22 protein-coding genes are annotated in these 18,015 nt (G+C 63.4%); 8 read left to right on the top strand and 14 right to left on the bottom strand.

The genetic code is table 11. The features are described 5' to 3' along the window. Positions 1-158: 158 nt before the first annotated feature. On the top strand, positions 159-1,271 hold the full coding sequence (gene leuB / locus UP10_RS07485; protein WP_044586731.1) for a 3-isopropylmalate dehydrogenase: 1,113 nt from the start codon (positions 159-161) through the stop codon (positions 1,269-1,271). 151 nt (positions 1,272-1,422) lie between these two features. Here the strand turns inward: leuB and UP10_RS07480 are convergent, their stop codons facing one another. After that, positions 1,423-1,824: a hypothetical protein gene (locus tag UP10_RS07480; RefSeq protein ID WP_044540746.1), complete on the bottom strand. Its 402-nt coding sequence runs from the start codon at positions 1,822-1,824 to the stop codon at positions 1,423-1,425. A gap of 172 nt (positions 1,825-1,996) precedes the next feature. After that, positions 1,997-2,788: a hypothetical protein gene (locus UP10_RS07475; RefSeq protein ID WP_044586730.1), complete on the bottom strand. Its 792-nt coding sequence runs from the start codon at positions 2,786-2,788 to the stop codon at positions 1,997-1,999. A 117-nt stretch (positions 2,789-2,905) separates the two neighbouring features. Here UP10_RS07475 and UP10_RS07470 point away from each other — a divergent pair, with 117 nt between their 5' ends. After that, positions 2,906-3,940 (top strand): aspartate-semialdehyde dehydrogenase, encoded by a 1,035-nt coding sequence (locus UP10_RS07470; protein ID WP_044586729.1) that lies wholly within the window; start codon positions 2,906-2,908, stop codon positions 3,938-3,940. A gap of 37 nt (positions 3,941-3,977) precedes the next feature. Further along, positions 3,978-4,529 carry a TIGR00645 family protein gene (locus tag UP10_RS07465; protein ID WP_044586728.1) on the top strand — a complete coding sequence of 184 codons (552 nt, stop codon included), beginning with the start codon at positions 3,978-3,980 and terminating at the stop codon, positions 4,527-4,529. Between the two features lie 12 nt (positions 4,530-4,541). Here UP10_RS07465 and UP10_RS07460 read toward each other — a convergent pair whose 3' ends face one another. Continuing rightward, entirely contained in the window at positions 4,542-5,186 is a 645-nt protein-coding gene (locus tag UP10_RS07460; protein ID WP_044539644.1) for a carbonic anhydrase, read from the bottom strand. Positions 5,187-5,330: 144 nt separating this feature from the next. On the opposite strand from UP10_RS07460, the gene UP10_RS07455 reads away from it, so the two are divergent. Beyond that, positions 5,331-6,209 carry an HpcH/HpaI aldolase/citrate lyase family protein gene (locus tag UP10_RS07455; protein ID WP_044586803.1) on the top strand — a complete coding sequence of 293 codons (879 nt, stop codon included), beginning with the start codon at positions 5,331-5,333 and terminating at the stop codon, positions 6,207-6,209. 166 nt (positions 6,210-6,375) lie between these two features. Here the strand turns inward: UP10_RS07455 and UP10_RS07450 are convergent, their stop codons facing one another. The 3 genes from UP10_RS07450 to UP10_RS07440 form a co-directional block, all read right to left on the bottom strand. Continuing rightward, positions 6,376-7,179, bottom strand: a complete 804-nt coding sequence (locus UP10_RS07450; protein WP_044586727.1) for a hypothetical protein — start codon at positions 7,177-7,179, stop codon at positions 6,376-6,378. Between the two features lie 93 nt (positions 7,180-7,272). Then, positions 7,273-7,875 carry a 3-isopropylmalate dehydratase small subunit gene (leuD, locus tag UP10_RS07445; RefSeq protein ID WP_044539642.1) on the bottom strand — a complete coding sequence of 201 codons (603 nt, stop codon included), beginning with the start codon at positions 7,873-7,875 and terminating at the stop codon, positions 7,273-7,275. 106 nt (positions 7,876-7,981) lie between these two features. Then, positions 7,982-8,383 carry a metallopeptidase family protein gene (locus tag UP10_RS07440; protein WP_044586726.1) on the bottom strand — a complete coding sequence of 134 codons (402 nt, stop codon included), beginning with the start codon at positions 8,381-8,383 and terminating at the stop codon, positions 7,982-7,984. Positions 8,384-8,484: 101 nt separating this feature from the next. Here UP10_RS07440 and UP10_RS07435 point away from each other — a divergent pair, with 101 nt between their 5' ends. Further along, the gene (locus UP10_RS07435) at positions 8,485-8,814 is read left to right on the top strand and encodes a hypothetical protein (protein ID WP_044586725.1); all 330 of its coding nucleotides are present in this window, start codon (positions 8,485-8,487) and stop codon (positions 8,812-8,814) included. A 115-nt stretch (positions 8,815-8,929) separates the two neighbouring features. On the opposite strand, the gene UP10_RS07430 is transcribed toward UP10_RS07435, so the two are convergent. Further along, positions 8,930-9,142 carry a hypothetical protein gene (locus UP10_RS07430; protein WP_044586802.1) on the bottom strand — a complete coding sequence of 71 codons (213 nt, stop codon included), beginning with the start codon at positions 9,140-9,142 and terminating at the stop codon, positions 8,930-8,932. 254 nt (positions 9,143-9,396) lie between these two features. Between UP10_RS07430 and UP10_RS07425 the strand changes: the two genes are divergently transcribed. Together UP10_RS07425 and UP10_RS07420 are read left to right on the top strand one after the other, a co-directional pair. Next, positions 9,397-9,606, top strand: coding sequence for a hypothetical protein (locus UP10_RS07425; RefSeq protein ID WP_044586724.1), 210 nt, complete (start codon positions 9,397-9,399; stop codon positions 9,604-9,606). Positions 9,607-9,837: 231 nt separating this feature from the next. Continuing rightward, on the top strand, positions 9,838-10,170 hold the full coding sequence (locus tag UP10_RS07420; RefSeq protein WP_044586801.1) for a hypothetical protein: 333 nt from the start codon (positions 9,838-9,840) through the stop codon (positions 10,168-10,170). A gap of 109 nt (positions 10,171-10,279) precedes the next feature. On the opposite strand, the gene UP10_RS07415 is transcribed toward UP10_RS07420, so the two are convergent. The 3 genes from UP10_RS07415 to leuC form a co-directional block, all read right to left on the bottom strand. After that, a complete protein-coding gene (locus tag UP10_RS07415) occupies positions 10,280-11,977 on the bottom strand; it encodes a methyl-accepting chemotaxis protein (protein WP_044586723.1) in 1,698 nt (565 codons plus the stop codon). A gap of 274 nt (positions 11,978-12,251) precedes the next feature. Further along, positions 12,252-12,461 (bottom strand): hypothetical protein, encoded by a 210-nt coding sequence (locus UP10_RS07410; protein WP_044539636.1) that lies wholly within the window; start codon positions 12,459-12,461, stop codon positions 12,252-12,254. 104 nt (positions 12,462-12,565) lie between these two features. Then, complete coding sequence (gene leuC, locus UP10_RS07405) at positions 12,566-13,972, bottom strand: 3-isopropylmalate dehydratase large subunit (protein WP_044586722.1); 1,407 nt, start codon at positions 13,970-13,972, stop codon at positions 12,566-12,568. Positions 13,973-14,004: 32 nt separating this feature from the next. Between leuC and UP10_RS45155 the strand changes: the two genes are divergently transcribed. Then, positions 14,005-14,169 carry a hypothetical protein gene (locus tag UP10_RS45155; RefSeq protein WP_197082692.1) on the top strand — a complete coding sequence of 55 codons (165 nt, stop codon included), beginning with the start codon at positions 14,005-14,007 and terminating at the stop codon, positions 14,167-14,169. 142 nt (positions 14,170-14,311) lie between these two features. Here UP10_RS45155 and rplS read toward each other — a convergent pair whose 3' ends face one another. From rplS to UP10_RS07385, 4 genes are all read right to left on the bottom strand, one after another. After that, the gene (rplS, locus tag UP10_RS07400; protein WP_044539666.1) at positions 14,312-14,695 is read right to left on the bottom strand and encodes a 50S ribosomal protein L19; all 384 of its coding nucleotides are present in this window, start codon (positions 14,693-14,695) and stop codon (positions 14,312-14,314) included. 110 nt (positions 14,696-14,805) lie between these two features. After that, complete coding sequence (trmD, locus tag UP10_RS07395; RefSeq protein WP_044586721.1) at positions 14,806-15,540, bottom strand: tRNA (guanosine(37)-N1)-methyltransferase TrmD; 735 nt, start codon at positions 15,538-15,540, stop codon at positions 14,806-14,808. Between the two features lie 9 nt (positions 15,541-15,549). Then, positions 15,550-16,632 (bottom strand): zinc-binding dehydrogenase, encoded by a 1,083-nt coding sequence (locus tag UP10_RS07390; protein ID WP_044586720.1) that lies wholly within the window; start codon positions 16,630-16,632, stop codon positions 15,550-15,552. A gap of 124 nt (positions 16,633-16,756) precedes the next feature. Next, a complete protein-coding gene (locus tag UP10_RS07385) occupies positions 16,757-17,971 on the bottom strand; it encodes an MFS transporter (RefSeq protein WP_044586719.1) in 1,215 nt (404 codons plus the stop codon). Between the last annotated feature and the right edge of the window lie 44 nt (positions 17,972-18,015).

Genomic DNA, 18,015 nt, shown 5'->3' with positions numbered 1-18,015 from the left:
GCCAATCCGCCCCGGGCGTTTTAGCACTCCGCCCGCAACGAAATTGGTCGTCATGGCCGGGCTTGTCCCGGCCATCCACGCTTGGCCCCGGTTGAGGCAGAAGACGTGGATGCCCGTCACGAGGCCGGGTATGACGAGTTGGACAAGGTGATAGACCCATGGCGACCCATAAACTGCTGCTTCTCCCCGGCGACGGTATCGGCCCCGAAGTGATGGCCGAGGTGCAGCGCGTGATCGACTGGCTGAATGCGCAGGGAATCGCGTCATTCGAGACCGAGCAGGGGCTGGTCGGCGGCTCGGCCTATGACGCGCACAAGGTGGCGATCTCCGAAGGCGACATGGCCAAGGCTGTCGCGGCCGACGCCGTGATCTTCGGCGCGGTCGGCGGTCCCAAATGGGACAGCGTTCCCTACGAGGTGCGTCCCGAGGCCGGTCTGCTGCGGCTGCGCAAGGATCTTGAGCTGTTCGCCAATCTGCGCCCGGCGGTGTGTTATCCGGCGCTGGCCGATGCTTCCAGCCTGAAGCGCGAGGCGGTCGAAGGCCTCGATATCATGATCGTGCGCGAACTCACCGGCGGCGTCTATTTCGGCGAGCCGAAGACCATCACCGATATCGGCAACGGTCAGAAGCGCGCGATCGACACCCAAGTCTACGATACCTACGAGATCGAGCGTATCGGCCGCGTCGCCTTCGAGCTCGCGCGCAAGCGCCGCAACAAGGTGACGTCGATGGAAAAGCGCAACGTCATGAAGTCGGGCGTGCTCTGGAACGAGGTCATGACCCAGGTCCATGCGCGCGAATACCAGGATGTCACGTTGGAGCATCAGCTCGCGGATTCCGGCGGCATGAACCTGGTGAAGGCGCCCAAGCAGTTCGACGTCATCGTCACAGACAATCTGTTCGGCGACATGCTGTCCGATATCGCGGCGATGCTGACCGGCTCGCTCGGCATGCTGCCGTCGGCCTCGCTCGGCAAAGTCGACGCCAAGACCAAGAAGCGCCGCTCGCTGTTTGAGCCAGTGCACGGCTCGGCGCCCGACATCGCCGGCAAGGGCCTCGCCAACCCGATCGCGATGATTTCATCGTTCGGCATGGCGCTGCGCTATTCGTTCGACATGGGCGATCTCGCCGACAAGGTCGATGCCGCGATTGCAGCGGTGCTCGCCAGCGGATTGCGCACGGCCGATATCAAGTCGGAGGGAACGACGGCGGCCAGCACCACTCAGATGGGCGACGCGATCCTGAAGGAATTGCAGAAGCTGCACGCGTAAGTTTTTTGTCGTCATTCCGGGGCGATGCGAAGCATCGAACCCGGAATCTCGAGATTCCGGGTCTGGTCCTTCGGACCATCCCGGAATGACAGCAAACAAAATGGCCGGGTTTTGCCCCGGCCATTTTCACATCAGCTGATGGCTGAAATTCTCAATACAGGGGGAACGTCCGCGGATAGCCGCCGAGATCAGACGGCGGGCTGAGCGGCTGGCGATCGATCGGCCGGTTGTTGTTTTCGCGCGCGAACGACGGATAGCCCACCTCCGGTGGGAACGCATAGTCGCTGAACTTGCGGTCGCCGGGCTGCACTTCGACGCCGGCATCGAGCCACGAGCGGGTGGTGACGTAGACGCGAGTCCGGGGGCCCTGCTGGTAGACGCGGTTCGGACCCTGCGCGCCGTAGTAGCGGCGACCGTCGCGGTCATATTGCTGTTGGTCGCGCTTGGTTGGGGTCTGGGCGCTGGCCGAGGTCATGCCGAACGCGGTTGCGGTGACGGCAGCCGCAGCAAGCAACACCACGAGCTTGTTCGCGGCAGGAAAATTGAAGGTCATCGTGTCCTCGTCAGTACGGCCCGTTGGGCTGGCGCGTCGCCAAAATCAGTTAAACACATTGTAGCCGCGGCGGGCGGCTCGTCACTAGGTCAATTGCGCCACACCGCCTGACATAATGCGGCCAGAAGCGCAAAAGTTTCATGAAAACCAGTGTCTTGCCACGGTATCGCCATCAAAGCGCACCACGCATCTGCGGGTTTTCGCTGCCCATGACCCAGTCCGATGACAGCGTGGGCGGGCCGGAGGATGCGCAGTCCGTGCGCCTCAGCTCGGCATGCGCAAACATCTCGGCCAGCTTCGGGTCATTGCCCGCGGTCAGCAGGGTCAGCCGGTTGAGCATGCAGCTGATCGCCGCGCGCTGCGCCGGCAGGCCGGCGCCCTGGCAAGTCCAGCCGGAAATCCGGACATTCGGCGCGTCGACCTGCTTGAGAAAGCCGAGACAGGAGCGGCCGCCATCCCGCGCCACGGGGCGCAGCAGCGCGACGCTGCCGAACTTGCTGTCGATGATCCCGGCCGCTTCGAGCGCATGCGCGCCGCCTGGATCGAGCTGCGCCGCAATCGAGGCGGTCGCAGGTTCCACGGTCTCGCCGCCAGGGCGGTAGATGTCCAACTCGGCGGCCGGCCTATGCTCGGCATCGGTCCAGCTGAAAACGTCCTTGCGGCCGCCCTCGGGATGCCGAAAAATCTCGTAAGCCACTGGTTTATCGCGTAGATCGAGCTGACTCACGGCAAAGGCCGGCGCCGAGCGGCTGGCCAGGCTCCAGTTCGCGGCCGAGGGCTCCATCGCAGTTGCGTCCGGCAGCTGCTGCCATAGATAGACGCCTAGACCACCGAACAGCGCCAGCGCGGCGCCGTAGGCGAACAGCCGGGACAGCGTGGCGTAGACCTCGTCGACGAAGCTCGTCAGCGCCGAGGGAATTCTCGTATGGTGGGGAGCGGCCCGATCGGCCCGAAACAGACGCATCAAAACGCTCGACGGTAACGCTAACGTTGTCTTGATGGGCTTTCTCGCATAGAAGCGCTGCCTCTTCCCTTTCCGCTGTTAGCAAGGGAACGGGCATTTTTCGTCGGAGAGTGAACGATGGGTTACAAAGTCGCAGTGGTCGGCGCGACCGGCAATGTCGGGCGCGAAATGCTCAACATTCTCGACGAGCGCAAATTTCCCGCCGACGAGGTCGTTGCGCTGGCGTCACGCCGCAGCATGGGCGTCGAGGTCTCCTATGGCGACCGCACCCTGAAGGTCAAGGCGCTCGAGCACTACGACTTCTCCGACGTCGACATCTGTCTGATGTCGGCTGGCGGTGCGGTCTCCAAGGAGTGGTCGCCGAAGATCGGCGCCGCCGGCGCGGTCGTGATCGACAATTCGTCGGTCTGGCGGATGGACCCGGATGTGCCGCTGATCGTGCCGGAGGTGAATGCGGACGCGGTTGTCGGCTTCACCAAAAAGAACATCATCGCCAATCCGAACTGCTCGACCGCGCAGCTCGTGGTCGCGTTGAAGCCGCTGCACGACAGAGCGGTGATCAAGCGCGTGGTGGTCTCGACCTATCAATCGGTGTCGGGCGCCGGCAAGGATGCCATGGACGAGCTATTCTCGCAGACCAAGGCGGTCTACACCAACAGCGATCTCGTCAACAAGAAATTCCCCAAGCGTATCGCCTTCAACGTGATCCCCGAGATCGACGTGTTCATGGAGGACGGCTACACCAAGGAAGAGTGGAAGATGATGATGGAGACCAAGAAGATTCTTGATCCCAAAATCAAGCTGACCGCCACCTGCGTGCGGGTGCCGGTGTTCGTCGGCCATTCGGAAGCTGTCAACATCGAGTTCGAGAATCCGATCTCGGCCGATGAAGCCCGCGATATCCTGCGCAACGCACCCGGATGTCTCGTGATCGACAAGCGCGAGCCGGGCGGCTACGTCACGCCTTACGAGGCGGCGGGAGAGGACGCCACCTATATCAGCCGTATCCGCGAGGACGCGACGGTCGAGAACGGTCTCGTGCTGTGGTGCGTGTCGGACAATCTGCGCAAGGGTGCCGCGCTGAACGCGATCCAGATCGCCGAAGTGCTGATCAACCGCAAGCTGATCAGCGCGAAGAAGAAGGCGGCCTGACAGCGAGCTGATATCGCGGCGTGAGGACCTCCGTGTAATGACCGAACAGCCCACGCCCTATCGCCAGAATCCGACGCTGAAACGTATCGAGCGCAGCTTCGAAGCCCTGCTGTTCAACAGCCGATGGCTGATGGCGCCGTTTTATTTCGGTCTTGTCGTCAGCCTTGCGGCGTTGCTGCTCAAGTTCTGCATGGAGCTGTGGCATTTCATCCTGCATGTGCCGGCGGCGAAGGAATCCGACATTATCCTCGGCGTGCTCTCGCTGATCGACATCTCGCTGACCGGCAATCTGATCCTGATCGTGGTATTTTCCGGTTACGAGAATTTCGTCTCGAAGATCGATCCGGCAGGGCACCCGGATTGGCCGGACTGGATGACCAAGGTTGATTTCGGCGGCTTGAAGCAGAAGCTGCTGGCTTCGATCGTCGCGATATCAGCCATTCAGGTGTTGAAAGCCTTCATGAACCTGGATACGGCGTTCGATCCGAACAAGCTCGGCTGGCTGGTCGGCGTGCACCTGGTGTTCGTGGTCTCGGCCTTCATGCTCGCGCTGTCCGACCGCTGGAGCGGGGATCACGGCGGCGAATAGCGAATGGAAAATCTATTCGCTGACTTCCGCCGGGAGAAATTCCTTCGCGACCGGATCGAGCACGAACAGCGAGCCCTTGGCGACGCCGAAATAGGCGCCGTGCAGCTGCATCTCGCCGCGCTCGACGGCATCGCGCACGAACGGAAACGTCATTAGGTTCTCCAGCGAGCGGAACACCGCGGCCTTCTCGATGCGGACGACGAAGTCCTGCATGCTCTCATGCTCGCGCTGCTCGACGACTTCGCCCGGCTTGACGAACATCTGCATCCATTTGCCGATGAAGTCACCCGGTGACAGCGGTTGGATCTTGTCGACGAAGGCGCGGATGCCGCCGCACTGGGCGTGCCCGAGCACGACGATATGCTTCACCTTCAGCACGTTGACGGCATATTCCAGCGCGGCCGAGACGCCGTGGGTACCGCTATCAGGTTGATAGACCGGAACCAGATTGGCGACGTTGCGGACCACGAACAGTTCGCCGGGGCCGGCATCGAAGATCACTTCCGGGGAGACGCGGGAATCGCTGCAGCCGATCAGCATGGTTTCCGGCGACTGGCCACGTTCGGACAGCTCGCGGTAGCGCGACTGCTCGGTCGGCAGCCGCTGCGTGGCGAAGGTCCGGTAGCCGTCGATCAATTGCTTCGGAAAGGCCTGCATGGGCATTTGCTAACCACATGCTCGTGACCGGAACAAGACTTTCGACATCGGGGCTGAGATGATAGGGGCAGGGGTTGAAGAGCGGTGCCTGATCAGTGCCTAAACAATGGACGTCCGCCGTTCCAATTCCGTGAGGAGATGCCGATGACCCGTCCGCGCCGCAGCCTGTTGTTCATGCCAGGATCGAATGCACGGGCGCTGGAAAAGGCCCGGACGCTGGCGGCGGACGGCATTATCCTGGACCTTGAGGATTCCGTTGCGCCGGACGCCAAGGCCGTGGCGCGCGACCAGATCGCCAAGGCGGTCGCCGCCAAGGGGTTCGGCAAGCGCGAGGTGCTGATCCGCATCAATGCCCTCGACTCGCCCTGGTGGGTCGACGACATCGGCATGGCCGGCAAGGCGCAGCCCGACGGCATCCTGGTTCCCAAGATCTCCACCGTCGCCGATCTCAACGCCGTCGCCAATCGCCTCAGCGACGTCAATGCCCCTGCCTCGATCAAGGTCTGGGCCATGATCGAAACCGCGCGCGCGGTGCTCGACGCCGACAAGCTCGCCGCGGCATCGGAGGATTCAGAGCTGCGGCTGGCCGGCTTCGTGTTCGGTCCAAACGACATCGCGCGTGAAACCCGGATCCGGATGAAGCCGGGCCGCGCGGCGATGATCCCGATGATCACGCATTGCATTCTCGCGACCCGCGCCCACGGGCTGGAGATCCTCGACGGCCCCTATGGCGACATCGGCAATGTCGACGGCTTCGCCGAGGAATGTGCGCAGGGCCGCGATCTCGGCTTCGACGGCAAGACGCTGATCCATCCGAGCCACATCGATGCCTGCAACGCCATCTTCACGCCGCCCGAAGCCGAAGTGACCGAAGCGCGCAAGATCATCGCGGCGTTCGCGAAGCCGGAGAATGCGTCGCGCGGCGCGATCCAGCTCGACGGCCGCATGGTGGAACGCCTGCATGCCGAGATCGCGCGCCGGACAATTGCGATCGCAGATGCGATCGCCGCGATGGGGCAATAGCGCGGTCTGTCTTCCCTTCTCCCTTTGTGGGAGAAGGTGGCGCGAAGCGCCGGATGAGGGGTTCTTTCCACTCGCGAGATTTCACCGTGGGGAGAGAACTCCTCACCCGCGCTCGCTTTGCGAGCGCACCCTCTCCCACAAGGGGAGAGGGGAAGGAGTGCCGTGGCTACATTCCGAACTTCTCCGTTGCCCATGCATACAGGCTGCCCGGTATCGGCGCGTCCTTGCCGCGTCCTTTCGGCGAGATGTGCAGGCCGATGATTTCGGGATCGTTCAGGTACCTCGAAAAATCCGACGGCTCGAAGAACAGCTTTGGTTCGGCGTGCACCGCATAGAATGATTGCTTCGGCAGCGCGTGCTGCAATTCGTCTTCGCGGCGCGCCAAGGCTGTCAGCGAGGCGGGGCCATAGATCGCGATGCGGATGTCGGACAAGCGATTTGATTTGCCGCGTAGCCGGCGCATCGCAAAGGTCAGGCGGTGGCGCAGTGCCAGCCAGTTCGGGGTGAGGTCGTCCTGTGCCATCAGCTCTTCGAAGGCACGCACGATCGGATCATTCGGCGGCAAATACAGCGCGGAATTGCCGAGCTGCCGTGGCCGCTCCCAGGCGAAATAGGGTTTTGCGGGATCGATCTCGACCGGCTTCAGCAGCAGCACGTCGGCGTCGAGCCAGAGGCGCGCATCATTTGGGCCGGCGCGCTGCGCCATCAGCTTCATGCGGAAGAAGTCGCTGAATTGCAGAATGGTCCAGTCGCGCCATGAGCCGTCGGGCTGCGGCGGGCGCAGCTTCTCGGAGAATGAATGCGGCAGCACGGCCTCGGCCTCGGCATTGCCGACGCCGTCGGGGAGGCCGGGAATCGGATCGAAGCTGTAGACCGTGACCTTGTGGCCGACAGCCACCTGCGAGCGCAGGCAAGTCTGGCGCAACGCATCCATCGGGCCGTGCCAGAAGGTGACGATGTCGGGCAGCATGCGCGTGAGCTATAAGCGGTTTTGCAGTGAAGACAAATCGGCAAAGAAAAGCCCCGGCGCCGATGGCACCGGGGTGTTGATGGAGAGAAGGTCTCAGGCCCAGGCACGTTCCTTCAACTTGGCCTCATAGGCGTCGATGGACGTCTTCTTTTCCATGGTTAGCCCGATGTCGTCGAGGCCGTTGATCAGGCAATGCTTGCGGAACTGATCGATCTCGAACTTCACCTTGCCGCCATCAGGACCGCGGATCTCCTGGTTGGGCAGATCAATGGTCAGCGTCGCGTTGGCGCCGCGTTCGGCATCGTCGAACAGCTTGTCGAGGTCTTCCTGCGACACGCGGATCGGCAGGATGCCGTTCTTGAAGCAATTGTTGTAGAAGATGTCGCCGAACGAGGTCGAGATCACGCAGCGGATGCCGAAGTCGAGCAGTGCCCAGGGGGCATGCTCGCGGCTCGAACCACAACCGAAATTGTCGCCGGCGACCAGCACCTTGGTATTGCGATAGGCCGGCTGGTTGAGAACGAAATCGGGGTTCTCGCTGCCGTCATCCTTGTAACGCTGTTCCGAGAACAGCCCCTTCCCAAGGCCGGTGCGCTTGATGGTCTTGAGGTACTGCTTCGGAATGATCATGTCGGTGTCGACATTGATGATCTTCAGCGGCGCCGCGACGCCTTCCAGCGTGGTGAACTTGTCCATCGATGCACTTCCCGGTCGAAAAAATGAGGGATAAGGGCGGGATATTTATCGCGAATATGACAGCGGTAAAAGGGTGATTTCTGCAGGGCTGGAGCTGGAAAACGCTCTAGTTACCCGCGTTGGCCTCAATCGCCTCCATATCGGCGTCGGACAGGCCGAAATGGTGGCCGATTTCGTGGATCAGGACGTGGCGGACGATATGACCGAGGGTCTCGTCGTGCTCCGCCCAGTAATCCAGGATCGGCCGCCGGTAGAGCCAGATCAAATTGGGCAGCCGGGCCACGTCGCCATGGCCCTGGTGCGGCAACCCGATCCCATGGAACAGGCCGAGCAGGTCGAATTCGCTTTCGGCCTGCATGTCTTCGAGCACCTCGTCGGTCGGGAAATCGTCGACACGTATGATCAGGCCCTCGCAGAGGGTCCGGAACGCCTTCGGCAGGCGCTCGAAAATCTCGTGCGCCATGACCTCCATTTCGGCGAGCGAGGGGGCTTTGGCTGTGGTCCACATGACACTCCTTTAGCGCGAGTGCCGCCGGCTGCGCCAGCGCAGTTGATTTTGGCGGCGCGATAGGAGACCGTGAGCCCCGATAAAGGGGCTTGGGTGGCGTGATGAAACGGATCGTGGCAGCAGCGCTGTTGGCAGCATCAGTCGGGGTCTCGCTTTCGGCAGCGGAAGCGCTGGCGCAGTCTGCGAAAGCAGAAGCGCGCTTGGACCAGGCGGCGCAACCGGCCGCGAGCGACACGGCTCCGCAGCGCCGCCGGCTGCGGCGCGTGCCGATCTACCGGTCCGCGCCCGATCATTGGGAGCCGGATGTCGTTCCACACTACAATCCCGGTCCCAATGCAGTGCGTAGCTGCACCGCGACCTATGTGCAGGAATACCGGCCGAGCGGCACGGTGATCACGCCGCGCATGAACTGCTATTGGCGGCGCGGCTAGTTGTGCTGGCGGGCAAGAGCGATTTCCGTTCCGATGGAATCGGAACGGAGCTCTAGATTCTTGTTTTGACGCGTTTTCTTCACGCGAACCGGTATCCACTTCGCTCGAAAACGCTCTAGCGGCCGCGTGCCGCTCCGATCAATCCGGCTGCGATGATCATTCCCGACGTTCCATAGACGATCACGGCCATCAGCAGCTGCGTGAGCTGACTCGCCGTTCCCATGCCGCCGCCCGGTCCCTGCGAGGCATGGGCAACACCGGCCAGCAGCAATATTGCAGGGCTCAGCGCGGCGCGCGTCAGCCATTTGCGCTTATCAGATTGTGTCATGGCGATCTCCTTCGGCAGAAGGCACTTCGCAAGATACGACGATAGTCTACGCCGGTTTTGCGCGCTGACGTGAAAATCTCGGGTGCCGCGCTGGAACCCGATGGCTCGCGCGGTATTCATCAACGTGGCGCAGTCATTCATTCCGCATTCACCTCGTCCGTCCTCTGATTGCGATCTGCGTTGCGGCAACGGGGGTCGATTCTATCCGAATCGTCGTTGCTAGACGTGACATCCGGGAATCAAGGAGACGACTCATGAAGATGACGTACGTTCTGGGGCTGGCGGCAGTTGGCGCCGTGCTCGCATTGGCGGCGCCGACCGAGCGCGCATACGCGGTATCACTTGCCAGTCCCGGCGCCGCGGCTGCGGTGCAGCAGGACGCCAAGCCGGCGACGACCGAAGTACGCTGGTGGCGGCATCGGCATCATCATCATCGCTGGCATCGTCGCCACTGGCGCCGTTAGAGCCTTTATCCGTTCCGATGGAATCGGAACGGGGCTCTAGAATTTTGTTTTGACGCGTTTTCTTCACGCGAACCGGTAGCCACTTCGCTTGAAAACGCTCTGGTTGACGCGTCGTTTCAGCGCAGATTGGACACAGGCCCGTGAGCAGCGGGCCTGTTGCCGTTTTCAGCCACGAAACCGGCAGATTCGCGCGGCCGATATGACGTTCATCGAAATCTGCAGGAGTTGATCATGATGAGATGGATCGGCGTTGCCACTGTCGCCGGCGTGTTTGCATTGGCAGCACCGGCATCGGCAACTACTGCGGCGCCAACCAGGCCGCAGGCGGCTGCACAACAACGGCATCTGGGCAAGGTGACGGACTTGAGCGCGCAGCGCCGTTATCGTCATTACTATCGTCACCACTATCATTACGGCTACCGGCCGTATGACCGACCCACCTACCGGCCCTATTATCGGTCGTACGATCCCTATTATTATGGGCGGCCCTCCTACTACCGGCCTTATCCGTATGTTTCGCCGGCACCCTTCAGCTTCGGCTTCGGGTTCGGTCCGTTCTGGTGACAGGCGCGCGTTCACGTAGCGGCGTCATGTGACAAAGCAAAGAGCGGTTCCGATCAACCGGAACCGCTCTTTCAGCGGTGTATCTGCAGCTGATGTATCTGACGTGCGGTCAGGCCGCGCGGATTTTTTCCAGGAATGAACTGACGTCGGTACGTAGTTTGGCCGACTGATGGCTGAGATCGTCGGCGGCCGACAGCACTTGCGTCGCCGCGCTGCCGGTTTCGTTGGCCGCTTCGTTGACGCTACCGACATTGGCCGAGACCTCACTGGTGCCGCGCGAAACCTCCTGGATGTTCTTCGAGATATCGCGTGTCGCGGCGCTCTGCTGCTCGACAGCGGCAGATATCGCCGCCGCGATTTCGCTCATTCGTCCGATGGTCCCGCCGATTGTCTTGATGGCGTCGACCGCATCTCTGGTTTCCTGCTGGATGGCGGCGATCTGCGAGGATATCTCCTCGGTCGCCTTGGCGGTCTGGGTGGCAAGCGTCTTCACTTCATTGGCGACGACCGCAAAGCCCTTGCCGGACTCGCCGGCGCGCGCCGCCTCGATCGTGGCGTTCAGCGCCAGCAGGTTGGTCTGCGAGGCGATGTTCTGGATCAGCGAGACCACTTCGCCGATGCGCTGCGCCGCCGCGGCAAGGCTCGCGACCGTCGTATTGGTGCGATTGGTTTCATCCACCGCCGCTCTTGCGGTCTCGGCGGCTTGCGTCACCTGGCGCGTGATCTCGCTGATCGAGGCATGCAATTCCTCGGTCGCGACCGCCACTGTCTGGACGTTCGCCGAGGCCTCGTTGGACGCGCTGGCAACGAAGGTCGCCTGCCGGCTGGTCTCCTCGGCGGTCGCCGTCATGCTGCCGGCGGTCGCATGCATCTCGGTCGATGCCGCAGTCAGGGCGTTCAACGCCTCCGACACCTGGCTGTCGAACGTCGATATATGCGTCTCGACGGTGCGCTGCCGGGCTTCCTTGCGCAATTGCTCCTCGCGCTGCTCCGCCTCGAGGCGGCGGGTCGTGATCGCGTTCTGCTTGAACACGAGCAGCGACTTGGCGAGGCCGCCGACCTCGTCGGCGCGATCGTCGCCGACAACAGCGATGTCGAGATTGCCGGCGGCGAGCTTGGTCATTTCCTCGGTCATGCGCGACAGCGGCCGCGCGATCTGGCTGAACGCGATCCAGGCCAGGATATTGAACGCGCAAAGCAGGCCTGCGGCGGCGCCGAACAGCAGCACCAGGCGGGTCTGGTCGGCGGTGGCGACACCCTGGTCGCGGGCGGCCTGCATGCCCTTCACATTGGTGGCGATCAGGCTGGCGCCCGCTTCCATCGCGATCTGGCGGTGCTTGGCTGCGACATTGCGCGAATAGGCGAAAGCCTCATCGAGCTTGCCCGCGTTTACTAGCTCGAACACCTTCGCGCTCGCGTCGCGACGGTCCTTCACGGCGTTGCGCAGCGTGTCGATGAGCTGGTGCTGTCCGGCATCGGTGGTGATGGCCGCCAGGCGGTCCACGGCCGCAAGCGTCGCTTCCGTCGCCTTGTTGTAGCTCTCGATATTGGACGCGATCGCCTTGGTGTCGGCGGCGCTGAGGATGACGTTCTTCTCGCTGACCGCCGCGCTGTTGAAATTGCTCTCGGCCTCCAGGCTGTACTCGACGCGGCGGGCGTTGCCATCCACGAGGTCGGACGCGGTCGCCGACAGATGGCTCAGGGCCAGCGAAGCCTGGACGACGATGCCGATCGCGACCAGCGCGATAATGGCTGCGGGCACGGCGATCTTGGCGATGATTGGCAGATTACGAAACTTAAGGGTCATTTCTGGTCCCACGATAATGGTGCTCGTTCCATCGCCCACCCGGGCGAACAGCCATGCGCGAGGACGCGATGCCACGGCTTGGTCTGCTGGCCGCGCCATGGAAACGGAAGAAGGTCCTGAATTTTCTGATTGATTATCGGTTAACCTTACGGACCAACCCTTAGCAAAGGGTTCACGCCAGAGCCGATGGCTCTGGGCGCGTCGACCTGACGCGGGTGTCGTACGACGACGGGCGCCATTCGGCGCCCGTTTCGTTAGGTCAAGCCGCGTTGATTTAGTCCCAGTCCTTGACCCGCCATGGCTTCAGCTTCCACGGCGTCAGGTTTTCCATTCGCCATTGCGTCCAGCGGTCCGGCGGCCAATGGCTGAGGCGCGAGGTTTCTTTCACGTCGGGGAGCGGATCGATGATGCGCGGTCCGGCGCGGCGGCGCTTCTGCTGCGTCGCCTCGCGGATCATGTCGACGAATTCGGGTTTATCGGCCACGTCCGGCTCCTCGCGAAAGCTCGTTTCCGCCAGGAGCCAGTGTGCGTGCCAGCCCTTAACGAGCCGTTTCCGGAACGGCTCGAGCTTGAGACAAGAGCGATCGCTTATCGCCACTCCCGGACGTCGACGAAGTGTCCGGCGATCGCGGCGGCTGCGGCCATTGCGGGCGATACCAGGTGGGTGCGGCCCTTGAAGCCCTGCCGGCCTTCGAAGTTGCGGTTCGAGGTCGAAGCGCAACGCTCTTCCGGCGCCAGCTTGTCCGGGTTCATCGCGAGGCACATCGAGCAACCCGGCTCGCGCCATTCGAAGCCGGCCTTGATGAAGATCTTGTCGAGGCCTTCGGCTTCCGCCTGTTCCTTCACGATGCCCGAACCCGGCACGATCATCGCATTGACGTGAGCGTTGACGGTCTTGCCCTCGGCGATCTTGGCGGCGGCGCGCAGATCCTCGATGCGGCCGTTGGTGCAGGAGCCGATGAAGACGCGATCGAGCTTGATGTCGGTGATCTTCGTGCCCGCGGTCAGCCCCATATATTTCAGCGCGCGATGCTTGGAGAGCCGCTTGGCCTCGTCCGCAATCTTGTCGGGATCCGGCACGAAGCCTGCGATCGACACCACGTCCTCGGGCGAGGTGCCCCAGGTCACGATCGGCGGCAGCTTTGCCGCATCCAGCCGCAGCTCGTGATCGAAATGCGCGCCCTGATCGGAACGCAGCGTGTCCCAATAGCGCATCGCGGCGTCCCACGCTTCGCCCTTCGGCGACTTCGGGCGGCCCTTCAAAAACTCGAATGCCTTTTCGTCCGGCGCGATCAGGCCGGCACGGGCGCCGCCTTCGATCGACATGTTGCAGACCGTCATGCGGCCTTCCATCGAGAGCGCGCGGATCGCCTCGCCGGCATATTCCAGCACGTAGCCGGTGCCGCCGGCGGTGCCGATCTCGCCGATGATCGCCAGGATGATATCCTTGCCGGTGACGCCGTCGGGCAATTTGCCGTCGACGACCGCGCGCATGTTCTTGGCCTTCTTCTGGATCAGCGTCTGCGTCGCGAGCACGTGCTCGACCTCAGATGTGCCGATGCCGTGGGCGAGCGCGCCGAACGCGCCATGCGTCGAGGTGTGGCTGTCACCGCAGACGATGGTGGTGCCGGGCAGCGTAAAGCCCTGCTCCGGGCCGATGACGTGGACGATGCCCTGGCGCTTGTCGAACTCGTTGAAATACTCGATGCCGAATTCCTTGGCATTGTCAGCCATCACCCGCATCTGCTCGATGCTTTCAGGATCGGGGTTCGGCTTCGAACGGTCGGTGGTCGGGATGTTGTGGTCGACGACGGCCAGCGTCTTCTCCGGCGCGTGCACCTTGCGGCCGGTGGCGCGCAGGCCTTCGAACGCCTGCGGCGAGGTCACCTCGTGCACCAGATGGCGGTCGATATACAGGAGGCAGGTGCCGTCCTCGGCTTCGTGCACCAGATGGTCGTTCCAGATCTTGTCGTACAGTGTGGTCGGGTTGGACATGAGCGTCGGCTCCAGAAGAAATTCAGTGGTTGATGGCTTTGAGCGCGATGATGCGCGAGCAGGCGAAAGCGTCCGGGCAGCTTCACGCTGCGGGCGTAAGCTCCGACGTCGCCGACGTCGCAAAGCGTCCGAAGAACCGGCCAGGCAACCGCGAGCGATCGTCGATCACGACGCGCTGGCAGGGCTGGCTTGCTTGATCCGGAACCATTCTAAATTTCTAACACAGGGCTGATGCCCGCGACAATCAATCGATCTGCGGGGCTCTACGGCAGATAGGTATGCCGCAACAAAAAAGCGCGGGCAGGCCCGCGCTTTTGGTCTCATCCTGAAAGGGACGAATTACTCGCCGACGGCCGTCGGGCGGTCCTGCTTCTTCTCGACGATGCGGGCCGACTTGCCGCGCAGATTGCGGAGGTAATAGAGCTTGGCGCGACGGACCTTGCCGCGGCGCACAACCTTGATCGAGTCGATCATCGGCGACATCACCGGGAAGACGCGCTCGACGCCTTCGCCATAGGAGATCTTGCGCACGGTGAAGCTCTCGTTGAGGCCCTGGCCGGAGCGGCCGATGCAGACGCCTTCATAGGCCTGCACGCGGGTCCGTTCGCCTTCGACCACCTTGACGTTGACGATCACGGTATCGCCGGGCCCGAACTCCGGGATGTCCTTGGTGGCGGCGAGCTTGTCGAACTGCTCTTTTTCGAGCTGCTGAATGAGGTTCATCGAAATCTCCATCGGCGGCGCGCCCAGCCTGCGCGGGCTGCGCAAACGTCCATCTATCCTGCGCGTATTGTGCGGATTTGGCGGTCGTATAAGGCAAAGCGCAGGGTTTGTCACCCGTCTGTCGTGCTTTTTGTCCCTCGCTGGACCGCTTTTCTGGCCCAGAGGTCCGGCCTGCGGGTCTGGGTCAGGGCCTCGGATTGGGCCAACCGCCAGGCCGCGACCTTGGCATGATCGCCGGAAATGAGGATTTCAGGGATCTGACGGCCCTCAAACTCCTGTGGACGGGTGTATTGGGGGTATTCCAGTAGTCCTTCGGAGAAGCTTTCCTCGGTTCCCGAGGCCTGTTTGCCCATCACCCCCGGCAAAAGCCGGACGCAGGCGTCGATCAGGGCCATCGCGGCGATTTCGCCGCCGGACAGCACGTAGTCGCCGATCGAGACCTCCTCGAGGCCGCGGGCCTCGATGACCCGCTGGTCGATGCCCTCGAAGCGGCCGCAGACGATCAGGGGGCCGGGTCCTGCCGCGAGGTCCACGACCTGCGATTGGGTCAATGGCCGACCGCGGGGGCTCATCAGGAGGCGCGGGCGATCGGACGCGATGGCCGCCTCATCAATCGCCGCAGCCAGGACATCGGCGCGCAGCACCATCCCGGGACCGCCACCGGCCGGCGTGTCGTCGACGCTACGATGTCTGTCGATCGCGGAAGCCCTGATGTCACGCGCTTCCAGCGCCCAAAGGCCGCCCGCCAGCGCCTTGCCGGCCAGGCTCACCCCAAGCGGCCCCGGAAACATATCCGGGAATAGGGTCAGCACGGTCGCGCGCCATGGTGTCGGCTCAGATGTCATGGCCTCTGGTTACGGCACCACGGCCGTCAGGTCGAGGCTCTGCATCATGGCGGCGGCGTCGACCGCACGGCGGAAGTCGGCGAGCTTGAACGTCGCAACGTTGATCTTGCGCAAATCCAGCAGGCCTTCGGCGGCCAGTGCCGCAAGCTGGCCCGGCGCCGTTCGGTCGTACATGAACTGGCCGACCACTTCCCAGTCATTCGCGAGCATCTCGCGGAAGGAGAGTTCGAGCGGCGCCTCGGCGCTGCCCATCAGCACCATCCGGCCGCCGCGCCGGAGCGCGCGCAGGCTCGATAACGTCGTCGATGTGCTCTTCGCAGCGCCGAGCAGATCGAGCGCGACATCCGCAGCTCCGCCGGCGGCGCGGCGGATGATCGGCAGATCGCTCGCCGCATCGCCGGTGACGACAGCAGGAATGACGCGCGGGCCGAAGGCATCGCGCAAATGCTCGAGCGCTGCCTGATTGCGTCCGACCGCAACGACGCGGCCGGCGCCCATAGCGACCGCGAGCATCACCGCGCCCGAGCCGAAATAGCCGGTCGCGCCATTGATGATGATGGTGTGGCCGCCGCGCAGGCCGGTGCGCTGCAGTCCGCCGAACGGCACGATCAGCTTTGCCAGTCCGATCAGTTCGGTGGCCGGCTTGTCGTCGAGATTGGCAAGCGGGGTGACGCAGGCGGCTGGCCAATGCGCGATCTCCGCGAACACGCCGTCGCGCCATCGCGTTTGCAGTGCCAGGGCTTCCGGTGTCGTCACTGTTGCCGTGAGCCCGATCAGGATTTGCGGCGGATCGCGATCCGGCACGTCGCCGCGCAGATGCGGGCTGAGGAAGACACGGTCGCCGTTCCGGACATGCGTGACGTTCTCGCCCGCAGCGACGACACGCGCGATCGCGTTGGTGCCCGGTACGAACGGCATCGGCGGCAGGCTGTAGGGCACCAATCCCGACAGCACCTTTCCGGTGTAGGACAGCACCATGCCGGCTTCGATCCTGACCACGACGCCATCGGGCGCAGGCCTGGGCGTTTCGACATCGTCGAAGCGGAGATCGTTATGCGCGTGCAGTCGCCAGGCCTTGTGGGTGCTTGTCATCGTCTTGCTTTCGCGTTGGTCGTCCCGGCAAGGGAAATGTGACCCGGGACTTTTTCGTTGCGGATCTATGTATTCCGAAGCCGGGACCACGCCAGCCTGCCGGTGCAATTTTGTACGATGGCCGTCAGGCGCCGGCGCGACCGGGGCTAGCTTCAGCGGCGAGATGCCGCGCCAGCGCGATGGCAAGCGGGCAAATCGCAAGCGCCGTGATCGCCGTCGCGGCGGTCGCGAGCGTCGGGCCGAGCGTGTCGCCGAGCAGGCCATAGATCACCGGCGCGATCGCACCCGATCCGATGGTGCCGGTGTAGAACAGCGCGAAGGCACGTTCAGTCTGGTGAGGCGGCGTGAGCTCGGGCACCGTCCCATAGAGCACGGAGGATGTGCCGTTGAGCATCACCCCGAGCAACGGCAGCAGGACGATCGCGGGGATGAGCGGCAGTGCGAGCACGCTGAGAATCAGCGCCGCCGTTCCGCCTTCGGTGATGAGTACTGTGCGCAGGGTGCCGACCCGTTCGCCGAGCCAGCCGCAGCTGAACTTGCCGGCCGCGCCGCCGATGAAGACGAGCGCCAGCGCGAAGCCGTTGGTTGGCAGCGATGCGCCTTTGTCGCGCAGCAGGAACGGCAGGAAGGTGAGGAAGCCCATCCTGACCGCGGTGTCGAGGATTCCGATCGCAAGCAGCCAATGAAAGCCGCGCCCGCCGGCTCCCGCACCGCGCGATGCAGCGGTCGTCTTGCGCGTGTTTCCCTTGCCGACCGACGGCATCCACAGCGCAATGCAGATCGCGACAAGCAAGCCCGCGACGGCCAGCAAAAGCAGCGTGTGCCGCCATGACATGATCACCAGCAGGACCGAGGTCAGTGCAGGGATCGCGGCCTTTCCGAGATCGCCGGTGAAATTGTAGATGCCGAGCGGCCCCCGTGCCGCGTTGCCATAGGCGCGCGACACGGCGGCGGATGCGATCGGGTGCTGGGTGCTCGAGCCGGCGCCCGACAACGCGAGCGCCAGGCCCAATCCGATGACGCCGCCCGATAGCCCGGCAAAGAAATAGCCGAGTGCCGAGAGCGCCGTGCCTGCGATCAGGATGATCTTACCGTCGATCCGCTCGGCGACGCGCCCGACCGGGATCTGCAGCCCGGCCATGGTGCCGGCATACAGCCCGCGCAGCAGGGCGAGCAGCCCATAACTCAGGGCGAAATCGGTCTGCCAGATCGGCAGCAGCACGTAGACCAGATCGGTATAGCCGTCGTGGAGCGCGTGGTTCAGGCCGGTAACCGTAAGCGTGCGCGCCGCCCGGGTGCGGTCCGACTGGGGCGCGTCGGCTACTGCAGACTCGCTCATTGCTGCCGCCCGGAGGTAGTAAATCTGAAGATGGGATTGCGGTG

Source organism: Bradyrhizobium sp. LTSPM299, from assembly GCF_000938235.1.
Classification (GTDB): domain Bacteria; phylum Pseudomonadota; class Alphaproteobacteria; order Rhizobiales; family Xanthobacteraceae; genus Bradyrhizobium.
Note: the sequence above shows the minus strand (reverse complement) of the source record. Positions and strands in the feature narration are given on the sequence as shown.

Coding starts and splice junctions, on each gene's coding strand:
- leuB (WP_044586731.1), top strand. CDS start 159: ATGGCGACCCATAAACTGCTGCTTCTCCCCGGCGACGGTATCGGCCCC.
- UP10_RS07480 (WP_044540746.1), bottom strand. CDS start 1,824: ATGACCTTCAATTTTCCTGCCGCGAACAAGCTCGTGGTGTTGCTTGCT.
- UP10_RS07475 (WP_044586730.1), bottom strand. CDS start 2,788: ATGCGTCTGTTTCGGGCCGATCGGGCCGCTCCCCACCATACGAGAATT.
- UP10_RS07470 (WP_044586729.1), top strand. CDS start 2,906: ATGGGTTACAAAGTCGCAGTGGTCGGCGCGACCGGCAATGTCGGGCGC.
- UP10_RS07465 (WP_044586728.1), top strand. CDS start 3,978: ATGACCGAACAGCCCACGCCCTATCGCCAGAATCCGACGCTGAAACGT.
- UP10_RS07460 (WP_044539644.1), bottom strand. CDS start 5,186: ATGCAGGCCTTTCCGAAGCAATTGATCGACGGCTACCGGACCTTCGCC.
- UP10_RS07455 (WP_044586803.1), top strand. CDS start 5,331: ATGACCCGTCCGCGCCGCAGCCTGTTGTTCATGCCAGGATCGAATGCA.
- UP10_RS07450 (WP_044586727.1), bottom strand. CDS start 7,179: ATGCTGCCCGACATCGTCACCTTCTGGCACGGCCCGATGGATGCGTTG.
- leuD (WP_044539642.1), bottom strand. CDS start 7,875: ATGGACAAGTTCACCACGCTGGAAGGCGTCGCGGCGCCGCTGAAGATC.
- UP10_RS07440 (WP_044586726.1), bottom strand. CDS start 8,383: ATGTGGACCACAGCCAAAGCCCCCTCGCTCGCCGAAATGGAGGTCATG.
- UP10_RS07435 (WP_044586725.1), top strand. CDS start 8,485: ATGAAACGGATCGTGGCAGCAGCGCTGTTGGCAGCATCAGTCGGGGTC.
- UP10_RS07430 (WP_044586802.1), bottom strand. CDS start 9,142: ATGACACAATCTGATAAGCGCAAATGGCTGACGCGCGCCGCGCTGAGC.
- UP10_RS07425 (WP_044586724.1), top strand. CDS start 9,397: ATGAAGATGACGTACGTTCTGGGGCTGGCGGCAGTTGGCGCCGTGCTC.
- UP10_RS07420 (WP_044586801.1), top strand. CDS start 9,838: ATGATGAGATGGATCGGCGTTGCCACTGTCGCCGGCGTGTTTGCATTG.
- UP10_RS07415 (WP_044586723.1), bottom strand. CDS start 11,977: ATGACCCTTAAGTTTCGTAATCTGCCAATCATCGCCAAGATCGCCGTG.
- leuC (WP_044586722.1), bottom strand. CDS start 13,972: ATGTCCAACCCGACCACACTGTACGACAAGATCTGGAACGACCATCTG.
- UP10_RS45155 (WP_197082692.1), top strand. CDS start 14,005: ATGGCTTTGAGCGCGATGATGCGCGAGCAGGCGAAAGCGTCCGGGCAG.
- rplS (WP_044539666.1), bottom strand. CDS start 14,695: ATGAACCTCATTCAGCAGCTCGAAAAAGAGCAGTTCGACAAGCTCGCC.
- trmD (WP_044586721.1), bottom strand. CDS start 15,540: ATGACATCTGAGCCGACACCATGGCGCGCGACCGTGCTGACCCTATTC.
- UP10_RS07390 (WP_044586720.1), bottom strand. CDS start 16,632: ATGACAAGCACCCACAAGGCCTGGCGACTGCACGCGCATAACGATCTC.
- UP10_RS07385 (WP_044586719.1), bottom strand. CDS start 17,971: ATGAGCGAGTCTGCAGTAGCCGACGCGCCCCAGTCGGACCGCACCCGG.